Origin of the sequence: Brevibacillus panacihumi W25 (assembly GCF_000503775.1) — a bacterium.
GTDB lineage: Bacteria > Bacillota > Bacilli > Brevibacillales > Brevibacillaceae > Brevibacillus > Brevibacillus panacihumi_A.
Genome location: NZ_KI629782.1, coordinates 1896352 through 1921656, shown reverse-complemented (window position 1 = coordinate 1921656; position 25305 = coordinate 1896352). Strand labels below are relative to the sequence as shown.

The window sequence follows — 25305 nt, the reverse complement described above, 5'->3', positions numbered from 1 at the left end:
TCCCCTTTTTGAAAATGTATGGTATTCTTTTCACAAAATCATAACTTTCAAACGATAATGGCAAATCTAATGAAAATTAGAGACGCAAAGCTAGAGGGCCTTCCTTCTCCATGAAGATGGCAGCCAGCTTCCGAAAGGGGAGTTACCTATGTTCAAAAGCCGATTGACGTTGGCTTTAGTAAGTATTTTCTGTTTGACGGTTCCCGTCACTGCTTGGGCGAATTCATCTGCTTCTCGCATCGATGTAAGCGAGTTGAGCCAAGGTGTCGTGTCCATCCAGAAGGACCCTGCTAGAGGCAGCGAAAAGGTGAAAATCACCAAAGGGAATCAACATTTTTTTACAGTGTCGCGGCGAATAATCGCTTTCCCTTGCAATTGGGAGATGGCACGTATACGATCTCTGTGTTGGAAAATGTCATGGGGAATCAGTATCGAATGGTTGAAAACAGAGAGGTAGTCCTGACCGCATCTAGTCAGGAAGCTGTCTTTTTACAGCCGATCCAGATGATCTACTGGAATGAGCAAACAAAGGCGATTGCCCAAGCCCGCGAATTGACCAAGGATAGGAAGACCGACAGGGAAAAAGTCGCTGCGATTTACAACTATATCATTCAAAACGTTCAGTACGACTATGAGAAAGCAAAGGTCGTCACTAGCGAATATATCCCTTCGGTAGATGCGACTCTGCAAGTCGGACAAGGCATCTGTTATGATTATGCAGCTCTGTTTGCGGCCATGCTCCGCAGCGAGGGCATCCCGACCAAGCTGGTCATGGGAAAAAAGAATGATATTCAGCAGTATCATGCCTGGAACGAGATTTATTTCAAGGATACCAATGAATGGGTCACCATCGATACGACATATGATTCGATCATGTCGAAAGGCACGAAAAAACCGACCATGATCAAAAATAAAAGCGAGTATATTACGGAAAAACAATTCTAAAGCATCAGCAGGCCAAATAGCCGCTCCATCTCTGGAAAGAGAGGGGGCGGTTTTTTCATTCTCAGTTATTCGGAAAATATTCAGTTTGTATTTGTAAGCTATCAGTTGGAATAAAATTGGGGACAAGGGCCTAATACATTCGAGGTAGATCTGCATGAAATATTACCTTGTCATCTAAAATGCGAGGTGAACATGATTAGAATGTGGGAGAGAAGGAGAGTCCTGTCTGTCTATCTCGTATTCGCTTTACTGTTGAATCTATTCATGCCAACTGCATTTGTCAGCGCGAATGAAGGATTGCTAGATGCAGGGGTTAGCGTGGAAGACACTCAGCAGCAAGACGAGTCAGGGGCTGGGACAGAGTTGGACACAGAACCGGGAGAAGAACCAGGGACAGAGCCTGGAACAGAACCAGGAACAGAGCCAGGAACAGAACCAGGAACAGAACCGGGGACAGAGCCAGGAACAGAACCGGGGACAGAACCAGGTGCAGAAGTGCCAGTTCCACAACCAGGCACGGACCCTGGGGCGCCACCAGTGCCTGATCTAGAGTCACCCCCTGTTCAAATTTCCAATCCATCATCGGATCAGGGTGGAAATGAAATAACAGAGGACGATTTCATTACGGATGTTGTCATGAAAGATGAGGATGGCAACGATATTGAAACCGTCCGGCCAGATGTAGGTTCGGAAGTAAGTATCGAGTATACCTGGGAACTGCCGGCAGGACATGAATATCGAAATGGTGCCACGTATACGTTTTCTCTCCCAGAAGCGTTTCAATGGGTTGAGGCCGAAGGAACAGTTCCTGGTGACGATGTAACGTTATCGTATGAGGTAACTTCAGGTGGCCAGGTAATCTTAACGTTGAATGGGGACTTTGAAGGAGCAAAAGTTTCTGGTAAGTTCGGGGTTTGGAGATCATTTGACGAGAGAAAACTTGATGATGGAACGAAGCAAACGATCGAGTTTACCACTCCCAAGAAAACGATCAGCGTTCATTTCAACAGTGACATCACAGCGGAAATGGACAAGCAAGGGGAAGCAGACAAAGATTTCAATCCGAGCGAGATCGATTGGGTCGTCAATTTTAACAAAGGCCAAAAAAATATTACCAATGCTATCTTTGAAGATTCCATCCCAGCCGGACTGGAACTTGATGAAACTTCCATCAAGGTATACAAGCTAAAGGTCAAGTTGGACGGAAGTGTAATTGAGGATGGTGAGTTTACAGGATTTACTCAACTACCGACAGACAACAAGCTAGTACTTGACTTTGGTGATATTCAAGATGCCTACCGTGTGAAGTACAAAACCAAAATCATCGAGGGAAAATCTTCGTACAAGAACGACGCGAAGATCCAGAGTGACAACTACACGAATGGCGCTTCAGCTACAGTCACGGCAAAGTTCAGCCAGCCACTCGCGAAAAATTCCAAATACGACTCTGCTTCCCAAACCATTACTTGGTCCATTGAGTACAATTACGATTTGCGTGATATCAAAACGGAGCTCGCATGGATCAAGGATACGATAACCACAACCAAAGCGGAATTTGCCCATGAGTTTGTCGGGGAATCGTTGAAAGTGTATGAAGTGTCAATAGACGACAACGGCAAGGATACACGCGGAAGCGAAGTGGAAGGTATTTATTCCGTTGATGGAACTGCAGATGGCTTTGAACTTCGTTTTAACCAGGATATTCAATCTGCCTATGAAATCGTCTATGTCACAAAACCGAAGGAACGTGTTCGCGATAGTGCCACAGTGATGAATGAGGTAGAGATGTACGGCGACAGGAAAGTATCGAAATCCGAACGTATTAACCATGTAATCTTTTGGAAGAGCGCCGATAACAAACAGATTAATTACAATGAAAAAACGATTACGTGGAAACTGTATCTAAACTATGATAAGCAAAAAATGAACGAAGTTGTCGTTACAGACAGCTATGCGAATCAGGGTTTAGAGTTGATCGAGGAAAGCTTGAAAATTACTGTACCTGGATCAAACAAGGTTCCAGCGTACACGTTAGAGCCAGATCCGAATTATCGTGAAGGGTTTAAAATAACCTTTGATAATGAGATCGAGGATCATTACGTAATCGAGTACAAAACAAGGTTTGACACCAACTATTTCAATAGCAACGACATTACGAACCACGGAAAAGTAGAATGGCTTGAGGGCACGACTTCTTACTCAAAAGAAGATTCAAGGACCGTTTCTTCAGACCGTTACACCAAGAAAAACGGGGAAAAAACGGGCGATTATGACGCGAGAACCAAGCGTATCACCTGGACTATCGATGTGAACTATAATCTGCGGACCATCACGAATCCAGTCCTTACCGATTTCTATCAAGGTGATCAGAAAATCGATCAAGGATCCTTAAAGGTCTATAACTTGATTCTAACTGGTGGTGCAGATGACGTAGATGTGGGTGCAGAAGTACCGGCAGAGGATTATACGGTTGAATGGGTGACAGACACCGAGGGAGACAACGGTTTTCGATTAAAGTTTGTTAATAACCTGCAGCAAATTAACAAGGCCTATCGCATCGTGTACGATACGAGTCTTGAGGATCTCGAAGTGTTAACCGAGTATTCAAACGAGGCTGTCTTAAGTGGCGATGAAGGTTCCGATTTATTTAAAGATTCGTTTACCGTACGTCCCGAGTATGGTGGCGAGTATATCTATAAAGAGGGCAGACAAGGCACTGGTGCCGATTCCGAGACTGCATTCTGGACCGTCTATCTGAATCGCAATCAGTCTTGGATCGCTGCGGGAACTACTCTGAAAGATGCATTGTCCGATAATCAAATGCTTATCCCGGGTTCCTTCAAGCTCTACAAGACATCAGTAGATAAGAAAGGAAACGTGAGCATTGGAGATCAAGAAGATCTGAATGACTATTTCCATCCGCCAATACTTGGAGAGCACAGCTTCGAACTGACACTGAAAAAGGACATTGAGAGCGCCTATATATTGAAATACGAGTCGTTCATCAATGCTGGTTCTGGAGAGCAAATCTTTAACAAAGCGGAATTTCATGATAAGGATTCCAGGGTTATCGGTGAGGATGGCAACGAGGGCATTAAGGTCAAATTCTCTGGTGCTTGGGGAAGCGTGTCTACCGAGAAGGACCATCTGAAAATTGTAAAGGTGGACAAGGATGGTAAACCGCTGACAGGGGCAAAATTCGGGTTGTATAACCAAGCAGGGACGATGCTTCTTGAAGAGATTGTAATTGAAGATGAGAGTGGCGAGGCGACAACAGAGAAGAAGTATAACTTCAGAAAATACCTGCTCAAAGAAATCACTCCCCCATCTGGTTATGTCATCGATGAAGCATTCAGAAACGGCGAGATTATCGATTTTAACAAAGACAACCCTACATTCACAATTGTGAATCACAAAGGCAACTGGAGTTTTGAACTGACCAAAGTTGATTCTCAGGATGCAGAGAAGTTTCTTCCAGGAGCCGAATTCAAACTCCAGAAGAAAGTCAACGGGACAGTCGACACGTATGAAGATGTTGTCGGTCTGACTTTGCAACCGACCAACACAGCCGGGAAGCTCTACCTACCGGAATTGGATGCTGGGGACTATCAGTTAGTGGAAATTGTTGCCCCAAGAGGATACAAGCTGGATGCAACTCCCGTAAAGTTCACAATTGATGCAAACCAGACAGAAATGAAGACTGGCACGAAAACGAATGAAGCAAATGTCGGCTCTGTTAAAATCGTAAAAGTCGACGAGTATGACCAGCAGCCATTGACAGGTGCTGAATTTGACCTTCTAGATGAAAAAGGTCAAGTGCTAAAAAGCAAGCTGACGACGAATGCAGATGGTGAGTTGGTTATTACAGATTTAAAAGCAGGGAAATACCAAATCAAGGAAGTCACAGCTCCAACAGACTACCTGTTGAGCAAGGACCCACTGGAATTCGAAATCGTAGACGATGGTGTAGAGGTACAAAAAACGTTTACAAACAAATTGATCCCAGGGGAAGTCATCCTGACAAAGATCGAAAAAGGTCGTCCGGATGTCACATTGAAAGGTGCTCAGTTCCGAATTTTGGACAAGGACAAAAAGCCGTTCCTGAGCGGACTTGCGCCTACAGATGACAACGGTGAATTGCATGTTGACGATCTAAGACCAGGCACATACTACTTCGAGGAAACCAAGGCACCAAGTGGTTACGTCATCAAGGATAGACTGACTGAGTTTATCATTGAAAAAGGGAAAGTCACGCTTATTACCGTCGAAAACAATCGCTTCTCCGGTGGAGGCGGCGGAGGTGGCGGAGGCGGAAATCCTGATCCGGAACCGCCAGTAGATCCGGAACCGCCAGTAGATCCAGAACCGCCAGTAGATCCGGAACCGCCAGTAGATCCGGAACCGCCAGTAGATCCAGAACCGCCAGTAGATCCAAAGCCGGATCCGGAAAAACCCGAGAAGCCGGACAAGGACAAACCGGATAGAGAAAAGCCGGATCGTCCAGGTTCATCGGGTGGGACTGATAAGAAACCCGAACAACCAGGCGTACCGACCCAACCTACTCAACCAGTAGAACCAACAACACCAATAGAGCCGCCAGTACCGGGCGAACCGACGGAAACGACTCCGAATCCGGTAGATCCTGCTCCGACAGCCCCGACTCCTGCTACGGAAGGACCTGGAAGTCAAGGGCCAGGAAAGGGAACGCCAGGGACAGACGAGCCTCTCTATGAAATAGACGGGAATGTTCCTGCTGGAGGTCTGTATCCTGACAAGGAAGCTTCAGGCAAAGCAAAAGTGTTGCCGAAGACAGGGGAAGAAAGTCATCTGCCGCTGCAATTGCTGGGGGCTGCCCTGATTGCGCTGGGAGCATGGCTCTATAACAGGAAGCACATTAGCCGCAACCACTAACCTTTTCTCGTAACGAGGTTTAGCCTGCTGACAGATGTCAGCAGGCTTCTTATTACCCTTCTTTTGCAGGTATCGAAAGACTGCGCCATCCCGTGATTCAGAAAATATTCAGAGTGAATTTATAGGCTAAGACGGAAAGACGCAACGTATTTTCCTTCTGAAGTGTCTTGAACAATGGGAGGAATTGAATTGGTATTACAAACAACACAAGTGCTCAATGAAAAAGCGATCCTTGCCGCACTCGAAAAATCTTTTGCCATGATTGAATTTAATATCCACGGAGAGGTGCTTTGGGCAAACGAAAATTTTGCTCAAGCGATGGGCTACCGGCTGCCAGAGTTGGTTGGGGCGCATCATCGGCAATTTTGCACTGCTGAATTCGCCAATAGTTCCGCTTACCTGTCTTTGTGGAATAACCTGAGAAACGGGAAGATGTTTCAAGAGAAAATCGTCCGTGTGGCGAAGGATGGGCGAATGCTTAATCTGGAAGCGACGTATATGCCCATACATGACGAACATGATCGAGTCGTTGCTGTGCTCAAGGTAGCGACAGACATAACAGAACGAGAAGCTGCCAAAGCTCAAATAACTAGCGAACTGAGAAGTATGTCAGAAGAGCTGTTGTCCCGTACAGAGGAAGGCATAACCCGCAACCAACAAGTATCTTCGGCAATTCTTCGTTTGACAGAAGATACGAAAAGAAATTTGGGGGTATCTGGATGACTTGGAACAGCAGAACATTGCCGTTCAACAAATTGTGAAGACAATTCGGCAATTTGCCTCGCAAACGAATCTGCTTGCGTTGAATGCAGCGATTGAAGCGGTACATGCCGGGGAACATGGGCGAGGCTTTCATGTCGTAGCTACTGAAGTGCGAAAGTTAGCGGAGAAAGTACAACAAGCTACACAAGAAATTCAAGCTACCATAGAGGGGATTTCCCAGCACGTCGAAAGAGTTAGTGAAGGAATGAAAACCTCTCAAAAGGTCATTGCTGACAGTCAACAGCAAATACAGCATGTAGTAGAAGAGTTTGCAGGGATCGGCGAGGCTGTTGGCAAGTTGGATGATCAGGCAAAAACTTTGAGTCGGATGGTATAACGGAATAGGAATCATTGCAACGAAATGACCAAGCTTGCTGGCTGCCATCAGCAGGCTTTTTTTCTTTGTACTCGTCCCGGTGACATATTCCAAACAAAGGGTAATCATCCAATTCGCGGGGCATACTTAACCCATGAATTTATTCACCGTCGGGAGATGACGACAGCATGGGTCAGACGTTTCAACAATGGGCATCCAGAACGGGCGACCTAGAGGTGGAGCATGTAGACGGGGAAGGCGGTCGTCTCCGCCTCTATTACCTAAGCACCATGGCGGACAAAAAAGCGGTATATCACCACGTGTTGCCTCGACTGCAGGAACTGGATTTATCCACTGTCACATTGCCGCAAATCGAGAGCAAAATCGGCGTAACCGTAGATCAACGCCTGTACAGCAAAAACCAGGTCATTGACCGACTGCTTCAAGGCGATATTTATATTCATCTGGATCAAGCAGAGTACGGAGTGTATTTCCCTTCAGACGGCACCCAAGACCGGCAAATCAGTTCACCGGAAAATGAAACGAACATTTTAGGTCCCAAAAACTCGTTTGTAGAGACTTTAGAAGTCAATCTCTCTTTGATCCGGAAGTACATCAGGTCTCCAAAATTATCGTATGAGCGGCTTCAGGTCGGGGAAACTGCGCCAATGGATGTCGCCCTTCTCTATATGGAAGGGATCACGAACCCAATCAATGTTCAAACGATGCGCCAACGAATACAGAATTTGATCATACCTGGAATTCCCGATGCCAGTACCTTGGCGCAATACATTAAAGACAACGAGTTTTCCATGTTTCCACAACTGCTTCTTTCCGAGAGGCCAGACCGAACAGTAGCTGGGTTGATACAAGGTCAGGTAGCTGTACTGGTAGATGGCAGCCCCAGTGCGTTAATGGGGCCGACTACGTTTACTCAGCTGTTTCATGCGGTGGAGGATTCCTATTTTCGCTGGATGATCTCCAGTTTTTTGCGGATTCTCCGATCAGGCGCGATTCTGTTGGCTCTGATCTTTACCCCCGTCTATGTCGCGATTTTGACCTTCCATTATGAGATGGTACCCGTGGATTTGTTGATTTCATTGGCTCAATCTCGTTCGCGAGTCCCCTTTCCACCACTGATGGAGGCGATTTTGCTGGAAGGCGTAATTGAGCTTTTGCGTGAGGCAGGTGCCCGGCTTCCGACGAAGATTGGGCAAACCATCGGTATCGTGGGCGGTATCGTGATTGGACAGGCCATCGTACAGGCGGGCTTTACGAGCAATATCTTGATTATCATTGTCGCACTCGGGGCACTGTCATCGTTTAGTTCACCCAGCTATTCACTTGGCGCTGCCGTTCGGGTACTGCGATTTCCCATCATTTTGCTGGCGGGGATATGGGGTGGATTCGGGATTGTCGTCGGCTTGAGCTTTTTACTGTCACATTTGTTGCGGCTGACCAGTCTGGGCAGCCCTTACCTCGAACCGCTGTATCCGCTGCGATTGTCGGATATGAAAGACAGTATTATTCGGATGCCGATTTCCTTTTTTTCTTTGCGCCCCCAAATTTTCCGACCTTTAGACGAAAGGCGATTTGATCCCAAAAAAGGCAGGCAACAGGAAGATATCGATGAGTAGGTGAGAAGTTCGTGCAAATCAACGTATATCCCAAGGCATCTAATCAAATTCCTGCCTATCTCTTCTTATTTTTGATCTATTCGAATCAGGTCGGGGTTGGCGTATTAGGCTTTCAGCGAATCATTGTAAAAGAAACCGGATATGACGCATGGATATCAGTCATTCTCGGAGGGCTGGCTGCCCATTTCGTCATGTGGATAATCGGCAGAACTCTTGGCAGGTATCCATCCTCCGATTTATTTGGAATCAACATAGATGTATTTGGCAAGGGGATCGGCAGTCTGCTGAATTATGGCTATATGCTGTATTACGTAATGGTAACGGTCAGGATCCTGCGGGATTACATTGAAGTCCTGCAGACGTGGATGTTTACCGAAATGGCTACGTGGATTGCCTCAGCTACGATCTTGGGACTGGCCCTCTACACGATCCTTGGGGGCATCAGGGTTATCACAGGGTATACCTTTATTAGTTTCCTTCTCACCATAGGGCTGATCAGTTTTCTGTATTTTCCTTTCGAGCACTCCAGGTGGTCCTACCTATTTCCGATTGCGAATTCCACAATCCCGGAACTGCTCGAAGGAGCGAGACGCATGTCCTTGTCGCTGACTGGCTTTGAAATCCTCTACATGCTTTACCCGTACGCCCAAAATAAGGAGAAATCACGTGTTTTCTCACAGTATGGTGCGCTGCTTACGAATGTGATCTACCTTATATTGATTGTTTTGGCTCAGACATTCTTCAGCAGGTTACAGTTGGAGAAAACCACCTGGGCTACATTGACCATTCAGCAGATGATCCATTTGCCTTTTATTGAACGCTTCGAGATGATCATCGTGTCGATCTGGTTATTTGTGATTATGCCGAACCTGATGCTGTTCACCTGGAGTGTTGCGCGAGGCTTCAAGAGGATGCATCAATGGTCCCATTTAAAGTCTACACTGATCGTTTTATTTGTTGTCTTCCTGGGCACGCTGCCACTTATCACCCGGGAGCAGGCAAGCGCTTATAGTTCATTTACTTCGCAAGTCAGCTTCTATTGTTCCTTTATATACCCGATTTTTCTCTATCTTTGTGTCGTGATCAAGAATTCCCGGCGCAAGCGAGGGGTGGAGGGGGTGCCGCATGAGACAGGGTAAAATCCGACGTGTTCCAAAACGAGAAATACTCCTGCTGCTTTTGTCGATGCTGCCTGTTCTTCTCATCAGCGGCTGTGAGCCGACTCATGTGCTGGACGAAACGACGTTGATTACAGGAATGGGATTTGATCTGATCAAAAATGATCTCTACCGCGCGACGATTACGGCTCCTGTTGTCAGTTCAATGGTCAGTCATAAGGATCAGATTGTATCCGCGACCGGATCGTCGCTGTACGGGATCATGAATTCATTGGATCTGCAGCTCGATCGTAGACCTCGGCTGGGACAATTGCGGATCGTCCTTTTTAGTGAGGATATTGCAAGAAAGGGAATCTACCCGATTGCAGGAGCTCTCGATCTCGTAGAAGTGGGAATCCGCCCCTACATCGTGATTGTTTCTGGAAATGCCTATGATCTCGTAAACGCCGCTTACCCGGCGCAAGGGAATTTAGGTGTGTATCTGTACTATACGATTTATAAAAACGTACGGGGAGAGCAGCTTCCTTCCCCTACCCTTCACGAGTTCATTCGCGATTATTATGGGGAGGGAAGCGATGCGATTCTTCCATATATCGAGAAAAAAGGGGACGGCATTAAAATCAAAGGGGTTGCCTTGCTAAAAGATGACAAATTCGTTGGCTGGGTGAAACCTGATAAGGCTTTTTTTATCAAGCTGATGCGCGATCAATTTCGCACGGGCTTGTTTCAATTGTCGATTCCGACAAAGGATCTGAAATCAGTTAAAAACAAAGGAAAAATGACTCCCATTGTTCTCGATACCATTCGCAGCAATCAAACAGTTAAACTGGTCTCAACGAATCCGCCGACATTTGACGTCCAGATTGAAATGAGCGCGCGTCTGGCGGAGATGAGGTATAAAGTAAATTTCGAGAGCAAGAAAGTCATGCGCACGATTGAGCGAGAAGTAGAAAAGAATATGGAAAAAAAGATGGCGGAGGTTGTCAAACTGCTTCAGAAATTGGATGTAGATCCAATCGGCTTCGGAGAAAAATATCGGTCGCTGTCCCATGCCAAGAATTTGAAAAAAGAGGATTGGCGGAAGCAATTCAAGCAGGCCAAATTTACGTACAAGGTGAAAATGAACATTATCCGGTTGAGTGTGACCAACTAAAAGATAGCGGCCTGGGAGAAATCCCGGGATGCGCTATCTTTTTCAAATATTTCCTTCGGTCAGGTTTAGTAAGTCGAGGAATGGGGAATGGGAACAGGAGGAGGTATTTTCAAACCAGGAATTATCTGATTTTTCTACGTTGCACTAATTTTACATACAAGAAGGTGAATCTAACGATGAAATGGTTTTATCACATCTCGATCTCAAAGAAGCTGATTATTGTCTTTACAGCAGTTTGCCTGTTTATGGTGGGCATTGGCTTTCTCGGCTATGTCTCACTCAACCGAATCAATGAAGATATGAAAGCCATGTACCAGGATCGATTTTTGCCGGTTATCCAACTGATGTCTGTAAACAAGGCTCTCTCAGAAAATACGGTGCTGCTGATGAATGCCGCTTCACTCGATCAAGACTATGACAAGCTGGAGCAAGCGGTCATAGCCAATCAATCCAAGATGAACACAGGCTTGTCCGATTACGGTCAATTGCCGCTCTCCGAGGAAGAACGGGAAATACTTGACGGGGCGCAAACCTTAACCAATGCTTACCAAAACAGCATTAATGAGTCGCTGAAACTGCTGAAAAACAACGATCGGATGGGTCTGATCCTGAAGCTGAACAGCAGCGCAACACAGAAGGCAGCGATTGAAGACCGGATTACCTCGCTCGTAGAGATGCAGGATAGACAGTCACAGGAGCTGTATCTGCAGTCTCTTAGCCGCTTTGAGCAGTCAAGGAATTTGACGATCATTTTGATTGGCGCGGGGATCTTACTTTCCCTGATTTTTGGCATTGTACTGACGCGAATGATTGCCAGACCAATCAATGAAGTAAAAGGGCGTCTGGTCGAGATGGCCCATGCAGGCGGTGATCTCACGCAGCGCCTCCAGGTGAAATCGCGTGATGAGGTTGGTCAGCTAGCCCGAGAGTTCAACTCTATGCTTGACAGCATCCAGGGCATCATCAAAGAAGTATTGCATGATTCCCAACTCGTATCTGAGACGGCAAACGCACTGGCTGAGCAGGCGAAAAAGTCCAGTCAAGCAAGTGAAAATATCGTATTGACCGTTAAGCAGATTGCGGCTGGAGCAGAAACACAGGTAGAGAGCATTTCTGAGACCTCCGCCTCGATGACGCAAATGTCATCAGGAATTCAGCAAATTTCCGCGAGCACGCAGGAAGTCACCTCTTCTGCCAACCTGGCAAGGGAAATGGCGGAAAACGGCAAACAAACGATCGATCAATCCATCGGAAAAATGGAAACGGTCACAACGAATGTTCTGCAGGCATCAGAAATGATCAAGCATTTGAATCAAAGCTCACAAGCCATCGGGACCGTTATCAATGTCATCAGCGGTATCGCAGCGCAAACGAATCTGCTCTCCCTGAACGCAGGAATCGAAGCAGCCCGGGCATCGGAGCATGGGCGTGGATTTGCGGTTGTCGCCAATGAGATTCGCAAACTGGCGGAGGAATCCCATCAGGCAGCGGAACAAATCGCAGTGATGATCAAGCAAATCCAGAATGAAACGACCAAAGTCTCTGCCTTCATGATCGCCGAAACGCAAAATGTAAAAGAGGGACTGGAAGCGGCAGAGGAAGCACGTGATGCGTTTCAGCAAATCCATTCAGCTATTGAAACGGTGAGCAGACAAATGTCGGAAGTGTCGACGGCGACTGTCCAGATGTCCGCAGGTACAGAGGAAGTCCTGCAATCCGTGGGAACTGTCGTACAGGTGGCAGAAGCAGCTTCGGATATGACGCACAAAGCACAGCAAGACGCTGAAGATACGCAAGAAGTGATGAATCAGATGGTTTCCTCGATTTCGTCGATGACCGAAATATCAGAGCGGCTGCAAAACCTGGTGGTACAGTTCAAAGTGTAGCTTCATATAGAAAAGCGCAGGGTGGAATCTCCTGCGTTTTTCTTTTCGCATAAATCTGACAGAATGTAATGGAGTTTTCAGACTTGCGATGCTACAATCAGATTTGTCGATTTCCCCTCGTCTTGATTGAGGAGGGATGGACAAGCTCTTATTCATTTCATCGTTCGCAGATAGGTGGAGATCAAGATGTTTCTGAAAAAATGGACCAGCGTCCTATTGGCGACCGTGCTGTTGAGCCCGGTATCGGCATTCGCCCAAGGGACAAATCAAGCTGCGGGACAAGCTCCGCAAGGGATCGCAGCCAGCGTCAAACAAGTGATGCCAGCAGATATGGTATTCACGAATGCCGTCGTGTACACCGTGGACCGGAACCGCAATGTCGCCCAGGCGGTAGCGATTCGCGGAGACAAGATTGTCTATGTCGGTACCGACGAGGGCGCGAAAAAGTACATAGGAAGCAAAACAAAAGTAACGGATTTGCAAGGAAAAATGATCTTGCCCGGCTTTATCGACAGCCACACGCACGCAAGCAAAACCACCGGGTTGATCTATTCCATCGACCTGTATGACGGAGGTTCCATCGAGGAATACCTCACGATCATCGAAGCCTTTGTGAAGGATCATCCGCACGAAAAGACATTGCAAGGACGCGGCTGGAGCAATCCCGTAGCGCCGGGCATCGGTCCGAAAAAGGAAGCGCTGGACAAGGTGGTTCCAGATGTCCCTCTCGCTTTGACGTCTGATGACGGCCATTCTCTCTGGGTGAACTCGGCAGCATTGAAGCTGGCAGGCATCACCAAAGATACGCCTAACCCAGAGGGCGGCATTATCGAGCGCGATCCAAAGACAGGGGAACCATCGGGAACGCTGCGCGAAAAGGCCATGGATCTGGTACTGGCCAAAATCGGCGGTTACACCGTCGAGCAGTATAAGAGCGGCATCGAGGAATACCAGCTCAAAGCGGTCGAACGCGGCGTGACTACTGTTCGCGACCCCGACATGCTGCGTTATCCGAACGTATTGGAAGCTTACGAAGAGCTGGCGAAAGAAAACAAGCTGACGATTCGCTACCGCAACGCGATTACAGCCAATCCGGACAAGGGACCTGAGCAGATCGCCGAGTTCGTCAAAATCAGAGAGCGGAATCAAAACCCGCTGTTCCAGGTCAATGCAGTCAAAATCTTCATGGACGGGGTAGTCGAGGGTGCTACGGCATACCTGGAAAAACCGTATGAGCATAAGCATACCAATGGAGAACTGATCTGGAATCCGGAGATTTACAAAAAAACAGCTGCTGAGGCAGACAAAGCCGGCTTCCAGCTTCATGTCCACTCCATCGGGGATGCATCGACCCGCATCGCGCTCGACGGTATGGAATATGCTGAAAAGCAGAATGGCGCCCATGATTCACGCCACTCGCTGGTTCACCTGCAATTGGTGAATCCGCAGGACATTGCCCGGTTTAAAAAGCTGGGTGCAGTCGGAATTGTACAGCCGTTCTGGTTCATGCAGGAAGAGGGCTATTACGATGAGATTGAGGTTCCGTACCTGGGACATGAGCGCGCGCAGCAAGAATACCCGATGAAAAGCTTTATCAATCAAGGCGTCCATATCGCTTCATCGAGCGATTACATCGTGACGCCGGAATTCAATCCGCTGCATGGCATTCAACAAGGGATTACCCGCATTGAAGAGGGAGAAACCGACCCAAGCAAAATCGCCAATCCTGATGAACGTGCCACATTGCCAGACATGATCGCCAGCTTCACCATTGACGGCGCGTACGCGAATCACGTGGATGACGTGACTGGATCGATTGAAGTGGGCAAAAAGGCTGACATCATCGTCCTGGACAAAAACCTGTTTGCCATCCCAGTGACGCAAATCAAGGATGTGCAAGTCTTGCTTACTTTGGTAGAGGGAAGAGAAGTGTACCGCCGTCAGGATAAAAAGTAGTCAACAGAATGAGGCCGGACCCGATCAGCAAATTTCCTGATTGAGGTCCGGCCTCTTTTTTTCGTGTACTACCGTCTGTATTTTTTCGAAAAGGAGGGAAACTATTCAGTCTGAATGGCTCTGCTGCGAAACCCGCTGATCAGCACATCACAAGCTTCCCGAAAGCTGGGAGCTAGTTGATCGATCCTCTCTAAGGCGCTTTCGTCAGGCAAGGAATGCGTGACGATGATGCCATGCAGCGTATAGAAAAGGATGTGGACATTTGTCAAAAGTCGCTCATCATTCTCTATGAAGGGCAACGAATCCTGAATGGCCTGCTTGAATTTCGCGAAGATTTCCTGACGTACATGCTTGATATCCAGCAATGGCTTAGTCGCTTCATCGACGGGGGAGGATTTGACCGTAAAGATAAAGGGATACATGTTGCGATGGGTCAAACCAAAGCGAATCAACGCGAGACTGAGAGTGGTCAGCTTCTCATGGGGAAGCCCTATTTGTTTCATGATATCGTCCAACTGCTTTGTCAGGGCGTTCAGGATAGGGAGGGAGAGTTCGAGAAGGAGTGCTTCCTTTTCTCTGAAGTAAATGTGAATGGCGGTATGCGAGCATCCCGCTTTTTTGGCAATTTCGCGCATGGTCACAGCGTCGTATCCGCGGGTCATAAACAGCTCTTCCGCAGCGGAGAGGATATTTCGTCTGGTTTCCTCGGCCTTTTTTCCTTGATTTGTCGACATGTCCCGATCACCTCACTGTAACCTTCCAATGATGTTTAATTCCATCAACATACTAAAATCAAGATTGAAAATCCTGATTCGAAAGGTTCATTCTGGGTCAGAAAACGGAAGGGATCTGCCGCTGTCGCTGGCAGATCCCATAGTAAGTCCTATTTCCATAAGGAGATGCCTACGCTTTCTTCTTCCCGAGTGGCAATCTCGTTCATTTTATCTATTTCTACAATGCGTATTGCCCCTCTATGGGAAAGTTCGATGATTCCCATTTCCTTCCATTTGTGCAGGATTTTGTTGACCGTGATGCGGGAGGCATCGATATAGCGGGCAAAGGAGGTCTGGTCGATCGGGACGTTTTCATTTTGATGGATCGAGTGCAGACGGATCAGATAATGCGCCATTTGCTGCTCCACCGGACTGTCCTGAAAAGCAATCACCTCGGCCAAAAGGCGAACTTTAAAGATTTGCGAATTGGTGAACAACACGGCTGCCTGGGGATGATCCATGCAGATATTGTTCAATGCTTCATCGGAAAAGTAGTACAAAATAGAGGGATTCGTCGTAATGGCAGAGGTCAAGTAGGAGCCCTTGTAAGCGCCATGCTCGCCTGACAGCATCCCGACAGGCACGTAGTCTATCGTTCGTTCATGTCCGTTGGCAGAAAGGAGAATGATTTTAAGTCCGCCGCGATCCAGGTAATAGAAGCCTTTTCCCTGCTCTCCCTGGCGATACACGACTACATTTTTCTTCACCTCCATCTTCTGTCCGTACATCAGGTAAGGAGACCACTGGTAGCGAAGATTCGTCATGAATTCACTCCTTTTCCAAGGATCAACGCGCGCAGATCGACGGGATTACCGGTGCTGTGTCAGGGTACACTGTCGCACGCAGCAGGTCGGGGTCCTTGATGGTAAACATCCGGTTTTGGAATTCCACCATGCCTTGTTCTTTCCACTGTCTTAAAATTTTATAGACTGTGATTCGAGTCAGCCCTGCACAGTCAGCCAAATCCTGCTGGGTGAGAGGAACCTCGTAGTTTTTGTATTCCTCGCAGATATTCAGTAAAAGAGTAGCAATATGCTCTTCAGATGTAAGCGCCTTCATATTTATCGCGGATACGAGAGTCCGCATCTTTTGGTGGATTGTTTGTGTTAAAAGGGTTAATAGCTCCGGCTGCACTTTCAGCATCTCTTGAAACTGACAACAGGAAAAATGGTAGACGACCGAGTTTTTGGCGGCAATGGCAGAAGTGAAATGCGTTTGCTGGTCCATGGATTGTATCCCCAGAATTTGTCCGGGAACGACAATATTGAGCAAGCGGTCGTTTCCCTTTACGGTAGTGGATACAATCTTGACCAAGCCCTTATGGAGATAGTAAAAACCTTCTCCCATTGTGCCTTGCTTGTAAATGACCGTTTTTCGTTTCCAAAATTGCCTGGTTCCGTATTTCAGGAATGATTCCCACTTCGCGTCTGTTTCATAAGGAATTACCATAGAGAACACTCCTTCCACTTGGATTGAAGCCTCAAAAAAGGTTATTCAAATGTGCAGCAGACTACTTCCCTTGAATTTGTGACATTTGCTGCAGGTGCAGCGCCTCTTCCGTAACCTCATGAATCGAGGAAGCCAGTTCGACAATGCCCTGTGCCTGCTGATTGGAGAGATTTTTGGAATCCAGGACCATGTTGGACAAAGAGGCCATCTCATTTTGCAAAAAAGAAAGCTTGTCGGAAATATCCCTTGCCAAATCACTTGAGTGCAACGCAAGCCGCCGCATTTCTCCAGCTACGATGGAAAAGCCTTTTCCATGTTCTCCGGCGCGTGCCGCTTCGATCGAGGCGTTAAGTCCCAGGACTTCTGATTGCCTGGCGATCTGCGAGATGGATTTCAGAACCGTAAATGTAGCATGCAAATGCTCTTGCATCAGCGTCATGGTTTGATACAGGCGCTCACTGTGGGAGGACAAGGATTCCGCACCGTTCTGCATAGCGCGGGATTGCGCGGAGACCTCCTCTACAATATCTGATAGATGCTGGGCAATCTGAGCCAGCTTGTTCTGGCGGTCAAGGCTGACCCCAAAGACAAGGGCGCCACAGACGGCACCGTCTTCCTCGATGGGAATTGCCCCAGCAACATACGCGACTCCGTACACAGATGAGTCCATCACTTTGCTGATTGGTTTTTGATTTTTCAAGATGAAATTGGCGAGACTTCCTTCACGGATCGGATCGTCGACGGATAAGCCAAAACGCAAGGATTGTCCTGCGATATAAGTCAGGAATCTCTCTCGATTGGTCACTCCCATGGTAAAATCCTCCTCGAAGCACAGAACCATTTTATGCATGAGGGGAGAGACGCGAACAACTTGCTCGAGCAGGCTCATCACTTTCAAACTCCTTCACAAACAGTGTTTTTTGTTCCAGGAGCATGGTAGAATGCGAATTGTAGGAATTGTCTATGATCTCATTATAAATAAAAAATTTAGAAACTTACAGTCCATTGGGAGTACAGTAGGAAAAAAAGCGGAGAAAAAGGTTAAACAGGTTACAAATGATGCCGAAGAGTAGCACTTTTTGTCCAAAAAACTGGGATAATACGTTAAGCAATTTACATAGACACTTCTGATATTTCAGTAAAATCGGATTAGTGGCAATTTCATGGCACCGCCGGAATCTTGCATTTTTCCGACATTTATCATCAAAAATTTAAACATTTGGGGGTAAACAATGAAGAGGTTCAAAAAATGGGGCGCTTCCCTGATTAGCGTTTCTCTGCTGGTGCTGATGACAACTGCCTGTGGCGGGGGAGCAACGAATACGTCTTCACAGCCAGCGCCTTCACAGCCTGGTGATGCTGCGCCTTCCACGGACGCTGCCAAGCCTACCTACAACTTTAAACTGGCTCATATCACGCCGCCGACACATATGTGGCATCTGGCAGCTGAGAAGTTCCGAGATGAGCTGGATCAACGTTCCGGCGGCCGCATGAAGCTGGAAATCTATCCGTCCAGCCAATTGGGGACAGAAGCCGACATGGTGCAGCAAATCGCTTCCGGCTCTGTAGATTTCGGTTTCATCACCGCAGCGTATCTGAGTTCCCGTGCGCCTTCCTATGCAGCATGGCTGGCTCCTTATGCCTTTAAAGACCTGGATGAGGCCAATAAAGCACGCAAAGAGGAAGTTTCCAAAAAAATCCTCGGCACACTCGAAGAGCAAGGGCTTATCGGCCTGGACTACTTCTTCGCGGGACAGCGCGTGATGCTGTTTAAAGACAAGGAAGTTCTCAAACCGGAAGATATGGTCGGTCTCAAGCTTCGCGTCCCCCCGAGCCCGCCGCTGACTGATTTCTACAAGTCTGCAGGGGCTGCTACGGAAGGCTTGCCGCTGCCAGAAGTATACTCTGCTGTACAGACAGGCGTAATCGACGGCATGGACATGGACCTGGATGCAGCGATCTCCAACAAATACTATGAGGTCGTAAAATACGGCGCAGTCACCAACCACATGGTGTGGCCGGCAGTCGCAATGGCGAGCAAGGTAAACTTCGACAAGATGCCAGAAGAAGACAAGCAGATTATCCGCGAAGCAATCGACGCAGCGGCTAATTTCTCTGCAACGACGAGAGCAGGGCAGGAAGAAGAGTTTAAGAAAACCCTGAGTGACAACGGCATGAAAATTTATGAAATCGATTCCAAGCTGTTTGAACCATACATGAAGCAGTTCGATGAAAAATATGGTCCAACAGACCCTCTCATCAAAGAGTTCCTGGATACATTCCGCAAATAGCCAGCTAGGGGGAAAGCATGATGAAAGCATTGAGCGATGGCATATCCAGAATTGAAAAACTCCTAGGCATTGTGCTGATGTTGGCAATGGCCGTCGTCGTTACGTTAGCAGTCGTCTTTCGCTATTTGCTTAATGCGCCCTTTTCGTGGGCGGGAGAAGTATCTGTCTACCTGCTGATATGGGTCAGCTTTATCGGCGGCAGCCTGGGACTGAAGTACAAGTCCCAGGCCGCTGTTACCATTCTGCTGGATTACTTGCCTGCGAGAGTACAAAAAATCCTGTTGATCATTGGTCATATCCTGATTCTGCTGTTTTTTGCACTCATGCTCTACTACAGCTATCAATGGGTCTTGTCTCCCGGGGTCGCGTTCCAAAAGTCCAGCGCCCTGCTCATGCCGATGTGGATTCCGTTTAGCGCTGTACCGGTCGGACTTACTTGTGCTGCGGTTCACGTATTGTCCAATTTGATCGAGATGTTCCGAAAGGAGGAAGTCCAATGACCGTCCTGGTAATACTGCTCTTCCTTCTTTTTCTGGTGATCGGGATTCCGATTTCTCTCGTCTTGGGCATGATCACGATCTGTTATTTCTTCCTCATGGGCAATACGACGCTGCTTACGTCTACTCCGATGCGCCTTTTCTCCGGCTTGGAAAACTTCGGGCTGCTGGCGATTCCGCTGTTCATGCTTGCGGGTGAGCTTATGAACGGAGGGGGCATTACGACGCGCCTGGTCAAGTTTGCCCGCGTGTTCGTGGGGCATGTGCGGGGAGGATTGGCGTATGTAACGGTCATCTCCAACATGTTCCTCGCTTCCATATTGGGCTCTGCCAATGCACAAGCTGCGATGATGAGCAAGGTCATGGTTCCGGAGATGGAGAAGGAAGGCTACACGAGGGACTTTGGATCAGCTCTGACGCTTGCCTCCTCCATCGTGGCGCCGATCATTCCGCCAAGCATGATTTTTATCATTTATGGTACTTTATCCGGCTCCTCTATTGGTGGCCTTTTCATGGCGGGGATCATCCCGGGAATCATCTATGGCATCGGGTTTATTGGATTGATCGCTTATATGGGGTACAAGCACAACTTCCCCAAAAGCGATCGCGCAACGGCAAATGAGATGGTCAAAAGTACGGTCAGCGTGCTGCCGGCCCTGCTGGTTCCGGTCGTAATCATTTTCGGTATCTTGAGCGGCGCCTTTACGGCGACAGAATCAGCGGCGATTGCCTGTGTGATTGCTTTTATCGTAGGGGCCTTCCTGTATCGGGAGCTCGATCTGAAGCAGCTGCCGCAAATTTTCATCAATACGGTAATCAGCACGGCGACTGTTACGTTCCTGATCGCGATGGCCAATATCTTTGGCTGGATGATTGCGTTTGAACAAATTCCGCAGTTGATCGCGAACACGATGCTGTCCATATCGGATAATCCATTTGTCTTCTTGCTGCTGGTCAACCTGCTTCTGTTATTGCTCGGGATGATTTTGGACGGGATCGCCGCCCTGATTATCCTGGTCCCTGTCTTGATGCCGCTGGTGACAGCATTCCAGATCGACCCGATCCATTTTGGGGTGATCATCTGTATTAACCTGACGATTGGATTGCTGACGCCGCCAGTCGGTACCGGCCTGTTTATCGTCTCCTCCATCGCAGAGGTGAAGTTCGAGAGACTGGTCAAGGCGACCATGCCGTTCTTAATCGTAGCGATTATCATCCTATTCATCATTACGTACTGGTCAGATGCCGTCCTCTTGGTGCCGCGAATGCTGGGACTGACGACGTAGTCTAAAACAAATAGCCAAACACATATACATGGCAGGGAAAAGGAGGTTGTCAACGTGAAATTACTGGGGATATCAGGAACGATCATCGGAGCCAAAACAAGTATCCTGGTGCAAAAGGTACTGGATGAGGCAAAGAAGCTTGCTCCGGAGATCGACGTGGAGATGCTGGACCTACGGGATTATCAGATGTCATTGTGTGACGGAAGAGATCCGGCCGCCTACCCGGACGATACCAAAAAGGTAATCGATCTTGTGTCATCGGCGGATTTCTATCTGATTGGTACACCGATTTTCCAAGGCTCCATGACCGGGGCATTGAAAAATCTGTTCGACCATATACCTCCACAGGCGATGCGCAACAAGGTGATGGGCTTCGTAGCGAATGGCGGCACCTATCAGCATTATCTCGTTATCGAAAATCAGTTGAAGCCAATCGCGGGATATTTCCGTGCGTACGTCGCACCGGGCTTCGTCTACGCTCATGCGGACCACTTCAACAAGCAAAATGAGATTATCGATGAAGATGTCTTAAGCAGAATCAGCAACCTGGCGCAAGAACTGGTGCATATGCAGACCGCGCTGAAAGGTGCTTCAAGTGTATCAAACCAATAGAGTCTAAAAACCAAACCTTCACTGACTAATCCTGTCAGTGAAGGTTTTTTATACTGGAGAATGTACGAGTTCATTTGAGGGAGGAATGGATGATGTTTACGAAAGTAGCCGATTTTGCCGCAGAGTGGGAGCAGGAGTCAGCCATAACCGTCAAACTGCTGGAGGCTTTGACGGATGAGGCATTGAATCAGCGGGTTGCAGAAGGACACTGGACATTGGGAGAGATCGCCTGGCATCTGGTCCAATCGATTAACTACATGAGCAGCATGGGGCTTAGCTTTCCTGCACCGCAGGCCGAGCAACCGACGAGTGCAGCTGCGATTGCGGCAGAATACCGCGCCATCAGCAGGGAGATGCTGAACGCCGTCATGACACAATGGGATGATGCCAGTCTTCTGGAGGTGAAGGAGATCGCCGGAGGACAGTGGAGAAACGGAGATTCACTCCGACTGACGATCACACACCAGGCCCATCATCGTGGTCAAATGACAGTGTTGATGCGGCAGGCAGGCATGAAGGAGATCCCGAGTATTTTCGGTTAACATAAGCTGCTATACCAGAAAATGGCCGTATGGTAGAATGGGCAAAACGAGTTCGCGATGAAAACGAGGTGATAGGGACATGTCCAAGGCAGACAACATGCTGTCCATTCTCTGGCTGCTCAGATCAGGGAGGAGAATGACAGCGCAGCAGTTGGCGGACGAGTTGGAAATTCATATCCGCACAGTCTACCGCTGCATTGATTCGTTGTGTGCCAGCGGCGTTCCGATCATTGCGGAAGCAGGACATCACGGCGGGTACCGGATTATGGATCACTTTTCCAAGGCTCCGCTCTTGTTCAATCAGGACGAACAAAAAGCGCTCATGCATGCTTCTATATTTGCCAGAGAAACGGGGTATCCGTTCACAGAAGACCTCAATCGGGCTATGAAAAAGTTGAAGCAATACACCACCCAGGATCAACAGGAGCGCATGGACCAACATGCGGAAGGGTTGGCAGTGATTCATCATCCTCCTGATAGCAAGCAGATTATTTTCCTGCAGACGTTGGAGGAAGCACTGTCGCAAAAAGTGTCCGTAGATCTGACATATAGGAAGGAACGAGATACGGAGTCCGTCACCCGCCGCTTTGACCCGTACGGAATCGTATATTGGAAGGGAAGCTGGTACACAGTAGGCTTCTGCCATTTGCGAAAAGCGCTGCGCAGCTTTCGGGCTGACCGGATTGTCGCGGTCAACCGGACTGACGAAGTCTTCGAGCGCCCTGCTGATTTTTCTGCCAAGGAGTATTTGCTCTCATCCCTGCTTCCTGGCTCCAAGGCAGACGAATCGCTGGTGACAGTTCGAATACAAGGACATGAGCATGCCCTCGACGAGCTTTGCAAGCATTGGCTGTTTGGTCACACCCTTGCACAGAGGATGGCGGGGGAGGCAGTCTTCGAGCTGGGGGCTGATTCGTTCCTAAGCTATGTGCCGTATTTTTTGCTCCCTTATGGAAGGGCCATTCGCATCGTGGAGCCGACAGTCCTGATCAGGAAAATGGTAGAGGTCTCACTGGAAATGGCAGCTCATTATCAGCAGTTGCTGCCTTCGCCGGCAGCGGATGTGGAGTAGCGAATAGCGAAGAATGAATAGGAACTCGCTCAGGCCATGTATAGCCTGGGCATTTTTTTTGAAAAGATTGTTTGAAAAGCGATCCATTTGGTGACAAATAAAGAACAATCCCTGAAAATGCATGTACTTGACTTGAAACAATCGCAACATTCATATAAACTAAAATTAATATGCATGCGAATTGTTTTGTGTGTAAAGGAAATAAGTGCTTGTACTCGTGTTTCACAGGGCGTTTTACGGGAAAGTGGCATGATTGCTTTCCCCCTGAATATGTTTGGAGGCGCTTTTCTTTTTGAGTAAAGGCACCAAGTGAATGGGGGGCATTCTATGGATCATATGATTTTTGAAGTAGGGACAGCACTAATCTTAGTTGCCATTGCTTCGTTATTGGCAAGCAAGCTGAAGTTTTCCATCATTCCCTTTTTAATCGTACTGGGCATGCTGGTGGGGCCTCATGCACCTACCATCGGGATCTTGGATTTTACCTTTATTGAAAGCCAAGAAATCATTGAATTTATGGGTCGAATCGGGGTTCTCTTCCTCTTGTTCTACCTCGGACTGGAATTCTCTGTCCCCAAGCTGATCAAATCGGGCCGAAATATTGTGTTCGGCGGCACCATCTACGTTATCCTCAATTTTTCCTTAGGTCTAGCCTACGGGTTCTTCCTCCAATATCCTATCTACGAAACATTAATCATTGCTGGAATGCTTTCCGTCTCGTCTACGGCGATTGTTGCCAAAGTCCTCGTCGACTTGAAGCGAACCGGGAACTCCGAGACGGAATTGATTCTAGGAATGATTTTATTTGACGACATATTCCTGGCTGTTTTCCTCTCCGTGATGTCCGGGCTTCTGCTTGGAGGCGCGACTTCTGTAGGAGGCATGGTCCTTTCCGTCGCGATATCGATCGGCTATATGCTGTTGTTCTTCGTCATTGCGCGAAAAGGAACCAAGATCTTAAACAAAATTCTCAACATCGCTTCCAATGAAATTTTCATCATTGTGGTGTTCTCTGCCCTGTTCTTCGTAGCCGGATTTTCGGAAACACTGCATGTGGCAGAAGCAATTGGCGCATTGTTGTTCGGTCTGGCCTTGTCGGAGACTGACCATAGCAAACGAATCGAAAAGCTGGTGGTTCCTTTCCGGGATTTCTTTGGAGCCGTGTTCTTTTTCAGCTTCGGACTGGGAATCGATCCATTGTCGTTAGGAAACGCAATCTGGCCGGCTTTGGGAGCCGTAATATTGACTATCCTAGGTAATGTCATTTCTGGTATGATAGCGGGACGTAAGGCTGGTCTCTCCCACAAAGCATCTACCAATATCGGTTTGACGATCATGGCACGCGGTGAGTTTACGATTATCGTGGCCAACCTGGGGATCGCGGCAGGCCTGATGCCTATATTGAAGCCTTTTTCCGCCATGTATGTGCTGATACTGGCCATCTTGGGGCCGTTGTTTGCAAAAGAATCGAAGTACATCTATAAAGGCTTTGACAAGATTTTCAAATGGAGCAAGCCGCAAGAAAAAGTGAAAAACCAAGCGTAACGGAACGGAGGATGGACAAGATGGATCATATTCGTGAATCAGATTTGCTAGGAATTGGGAAGAAATTTCAGGTGGAAACAAGGGCAGGAGATAAAATGGTGATCGTCATCCATGATGACGGAAGACGTGAGCTGTATCATTTCAATGAGGATGATCCAGACGAGAGCATTTCGATGGTGACTCTCGAGGATGAAGAGGCAAGACAGGTGGCTGCGATTATCGGCGGGATGACATACAAGCCGAAAGCGCTGGAGACGATAGAAGTCTCCCTGGATGAATTGATCATTGAGTGGTACAAAATCGAATCGCATTTCAAATGTATCGATAAAACCATCGCGGAGCTGCAAGTGCGTCAACGCACAGGTGCAACCATCCTGGCGACGGTCGAAAAAAACAAACAAAAGATCAATCCCGGACCCAATGATGTGCTCCAGGCAGAAATGACGCTTGTCATGGCGGGAGAGCGAAAACAGATCAAGCAACTAAAAGAACTATTGGTACACGGGTAGCAAAGCGGGAAAAGGAAACGTGCATCTGGCTGTAAAGCAAGGGGG

22 protein-coding genes and 1 riboswitch are annotated in these 25305 nt (G+C 47.9%); of the genes, 18 read left to right on the top strand and 4 right to left on the bottom strand.

The window, feature by feature from the left end; translation table 11 throughout:
• Window positions 1-49: 49 nt before the first annotated feature.
• Window positions 50-135, top strand: a riboswitch (cyclic di-GMP riboswitch).
• A 300-nt stretch (window positions 136-435) separates the two neighbouring features.
• The 9 genes from T458_RS38550 to T458_RS38515 all read left to right on the top strand — a co-directional run bounded on the left by T458_RS38550 (window position 436) and on the right by T458_RS38515 (window position 14684).
• A complete protein-coding gene (locus T458_RS38550) occupies window positions 436-945 on the top strand; it encodes a transglutaminase-like domain-containing protein (protein WP_171819364.1) in 510 nt (169 codons plus the stop codon).
• A 192-nt stretch (window positions 946-1137) separates the two neighbouring features.
• Window positions 1138-5856, top strand: a complete 4719-nt coding sequence (locus tag T458_RS38545; RefSeq protein ID WP_144083825.1) for a collagen binding domain-containing protein — start codon at window positions 1138-1140, stop codon at window positions 5854-5856.
• A gap of 189 nt (window positions 5857-6045) precedes the next feature.
• Complete coding sequence (locus tag T458_RS57900) at window positions 6046-6579, top strand: PAS domain-containing protein (RefSeq protein WP_171819363.1); 534 nt, start codon at window positions 6046-6048, stop codon at window positions 6577-6579.
• A gap of 1 nt (window position 6580) precedes the next feature.
• Window positions 6581-6955 (top strand): methyl-accepting chemotaxis protein, encoded by a 375-nt coding sequence (locus T458_RS57895; RefSeq protein ID WP_354702682.1) that lies wholly within the window; start codon window positions 6581-6583, stop codon window positions 6953-6955.
• Between the two features lie 167 nt (window positions 6956-7122).
• Window positions 7123-8571: a spore germination protein gene (locus T458_RS38535; protein WP_023556385.1), complete on the top strand. Its 1449-nt coding sequence runs from the start codon at window positions 7123-7125 to the stop codon at window positions 8569-8571.
• 11 nt (window positions 8572-8582) lie between these two features.
• A complete protein-coding gene (locus tag T458_RS38530) occupies window positions 8583-9710 on the top strand; it encodes a GerAB/ArcD/ProY family transporter (protein WP_023556384.1) in 1128 nt (375 codons plus the stop codon).
• A complete protein-coding gene (locus tag T458_RS38525) occupies window positions 9697-10842 on the top strand; it encodes a Ger(x)C family spore germination protein (protein ID WP_023556383.1) in 1146 nt (381 codons plus the stop codon). Before T458_RS38530 ends, T458_RS38525 begins: the two co-directional genes overlap by 14 nt.
• Window positions 10843-11018: 176 nt before the next feature.
• A complete protein-coding gene (locus T458_RS38520) occupies window positions 11019-12728 on the top strand; it encodes a methyl-accepting chemotaxis protein (RefSeq protein ID WP_023556382.1) in 1710 nt (569 codons plus the stop codon).
• A 186-nt stretch (window positions 12729-12914) separates the two neighbouring features.
• The gene (locus tag T458_RS38515; RefSeq protein ID WP_023556381.1) at window positions 12915-14684 is read left to right on the top strand and encodes an amidohydrolase; all 1770 of its coding nucleotides are present in this window, start codon (window positions 12915-12917) and stop codon (window positions 14682-14684) included.
• A gap of 101 nt (window positions 14685-14785) precedes the next feature.
• Here the strand turns inward: T458_RS38515 and T458_RS38510 are convergent, their stop codons facing one another.
• The 4 genes from T458_RS38510 to T458_RS38495 all read right to left on the bottom strand — a co-directional run bounded on the left by T458_RS38510 (window position 14786) and on the right by T458_RS38495 (window position 17795).
• Entirely contained in the window at window positions 14786-15418 is a 633-nt protein-coding gene (locus T458_RS38510; protein WP_023556380.1) for a TetR/AcrR family transcriptional regulator, read from the bottom strand.
• Between the two features lie 149 nt (window positions 15419-15567).
• Window positions 15568-16221, bottom strand: coding sequence for a Crp/Fnr family transcriptional regulator (locus T458_RS38505; protein ID WP_023556379.1), 654 nt, complete (start codon window positions 16219-16221; stop codon window positions 15568-15570).
• A 22-nt stretch (window positions 16222-16243) separates the two neighbouring features.
• Window positions 16244-16906 carry a Crp/Fnr family transcriptional regulator gene (locus T458_RS38500; RefSeq protein ID WP_023556378.1) on the bottom strand — a complete coding sequence of 221 codons (663 nt, stop codon included), beginning with the start codon at window positions 16904-16906 and terminating at the stop codon, window positions 16244-16246.
• A gap of 61 nt (window positions 16907-16967) precedes the next feature.
• Window positions 16968-17795 carry a methyl-accepting chemotaxis protein gene (locus T458_RS38495; protein WP_023556377.1) on the bottom strand — a complete coding sequence of 276 codons (828 nt, stop codon included), beginning with the start codon at window positions 17793-17795 and terminating at the stop codon, window positions 16968-16970.
• Window positions 17796-17847: 52 nt separating this feature from the next.
• Here T458_RS38495 and T458_RS57755 point away from each other — a divergent pair, with 52 nt between their 5' ends.
• The 9 genes from T458_RS57755 to T458_RS38455 all read left to right on the top strand — a co-directional run bounded on the left by T458_RS57755 (window position 17848) and on the right by T458_RS38455 (window position 25260).
• Complete coding sequence (locus T458_RS57755) at window positions 17848-17979, top strand: hypothetical protein (protein WP_023556376.1); 132 nt, start codon at window positions 17848-17850, stop codon at window positions 17977-17979.
• Between the two features lie 159 nt (window positions 17980-18138).
• Window positions 18139-19197, top strand: a complete 1059-nt coding sequence (locus T458_RS38490; protein ID WP_023556375.1) for a TRAP transporter substrate-binding protein — start codon at window positions 18139-18141, stop codon at window positions 19195-19197.
• A 17-nt stretch (window positions 19198-19214) separates the two neighbouring features.
• The gene (locus tag T458_RS38485) at window positions 19215-19697 is read left to right on the top strand and encodes a TRAP transporter small permease (protein ID WP_252989799.1); all 483 of its coding nucleotides are present in this window, start codon (window positions 19215-19217) and stop codon (window positions 19695-19697) included.
• Window positions 19694-20980 carry a TRAP transporter large permease gene (locus T458_RS38480; RefSeq protein ID WP_023556373.1) on the top strand — a complete coding sequence of 429 codons (1287 nt, stop codon included), beginning with the start codon at window positions 19694-19696 and terminating at the stop codon, window positions 20978-20980. Before T458_RS38485 ends, T458_RS38480 begins: the two co-directional genes overlap by 4 nt.
• A 54-nt stretch (window positions 20981-21034) precedes the next feature.
• Entirely contained in the window at window positions 21035-21592 is a 558-nt protein-coding gene (locus tag T458_RS38475) for an NADPH-dependent FMN reductase (RefSeq protein ID WP_023556372.1), read from the top strand.
• 89 nt (window positions 21593-21681) lie between these two features.
• A complete protein-coding gene (locus T458_RS38470; protein WP_354702681.1) occupies window positions 21682-22134 on the top strand; it encodes a DinB family protein in 453 nt (150 codons plus the stop codon).
• 79 nt (window positions 22135-22213) lie between these two features.
• Entirely contained in the window at window positions 22214-23206 is a 993-nt protein-coding gene (locus T458_RS38465) for a helix-turn-helix transcriptional regulator (protein WP_023556370.1), read from the top strand.
• Window positions 23207-23533: 327 nt separating this feature from the next.
• Entirely contained in the window at window positions 23534-24751 is a 1218-nt protein-coding gene (locus T458_RS38460) for a cation:proton antiporter (protein WP_023556369.1), read from the top strand.
• A gap of 20 nt (window positions 24752-24771) precedes the next feature.
• Window positions 24772-25260, top strand: coding sequence for a cation:proton antiporter regulatory subunit (locus T458_RS38455; RefSeq protein ID WP_023556368.1), 489 nt, complete (start codon window positions 24772-24774; stop codon window positions 25258-25260).
• Window positions 25261-25305 lie beyond the last annotated feature (45 nt).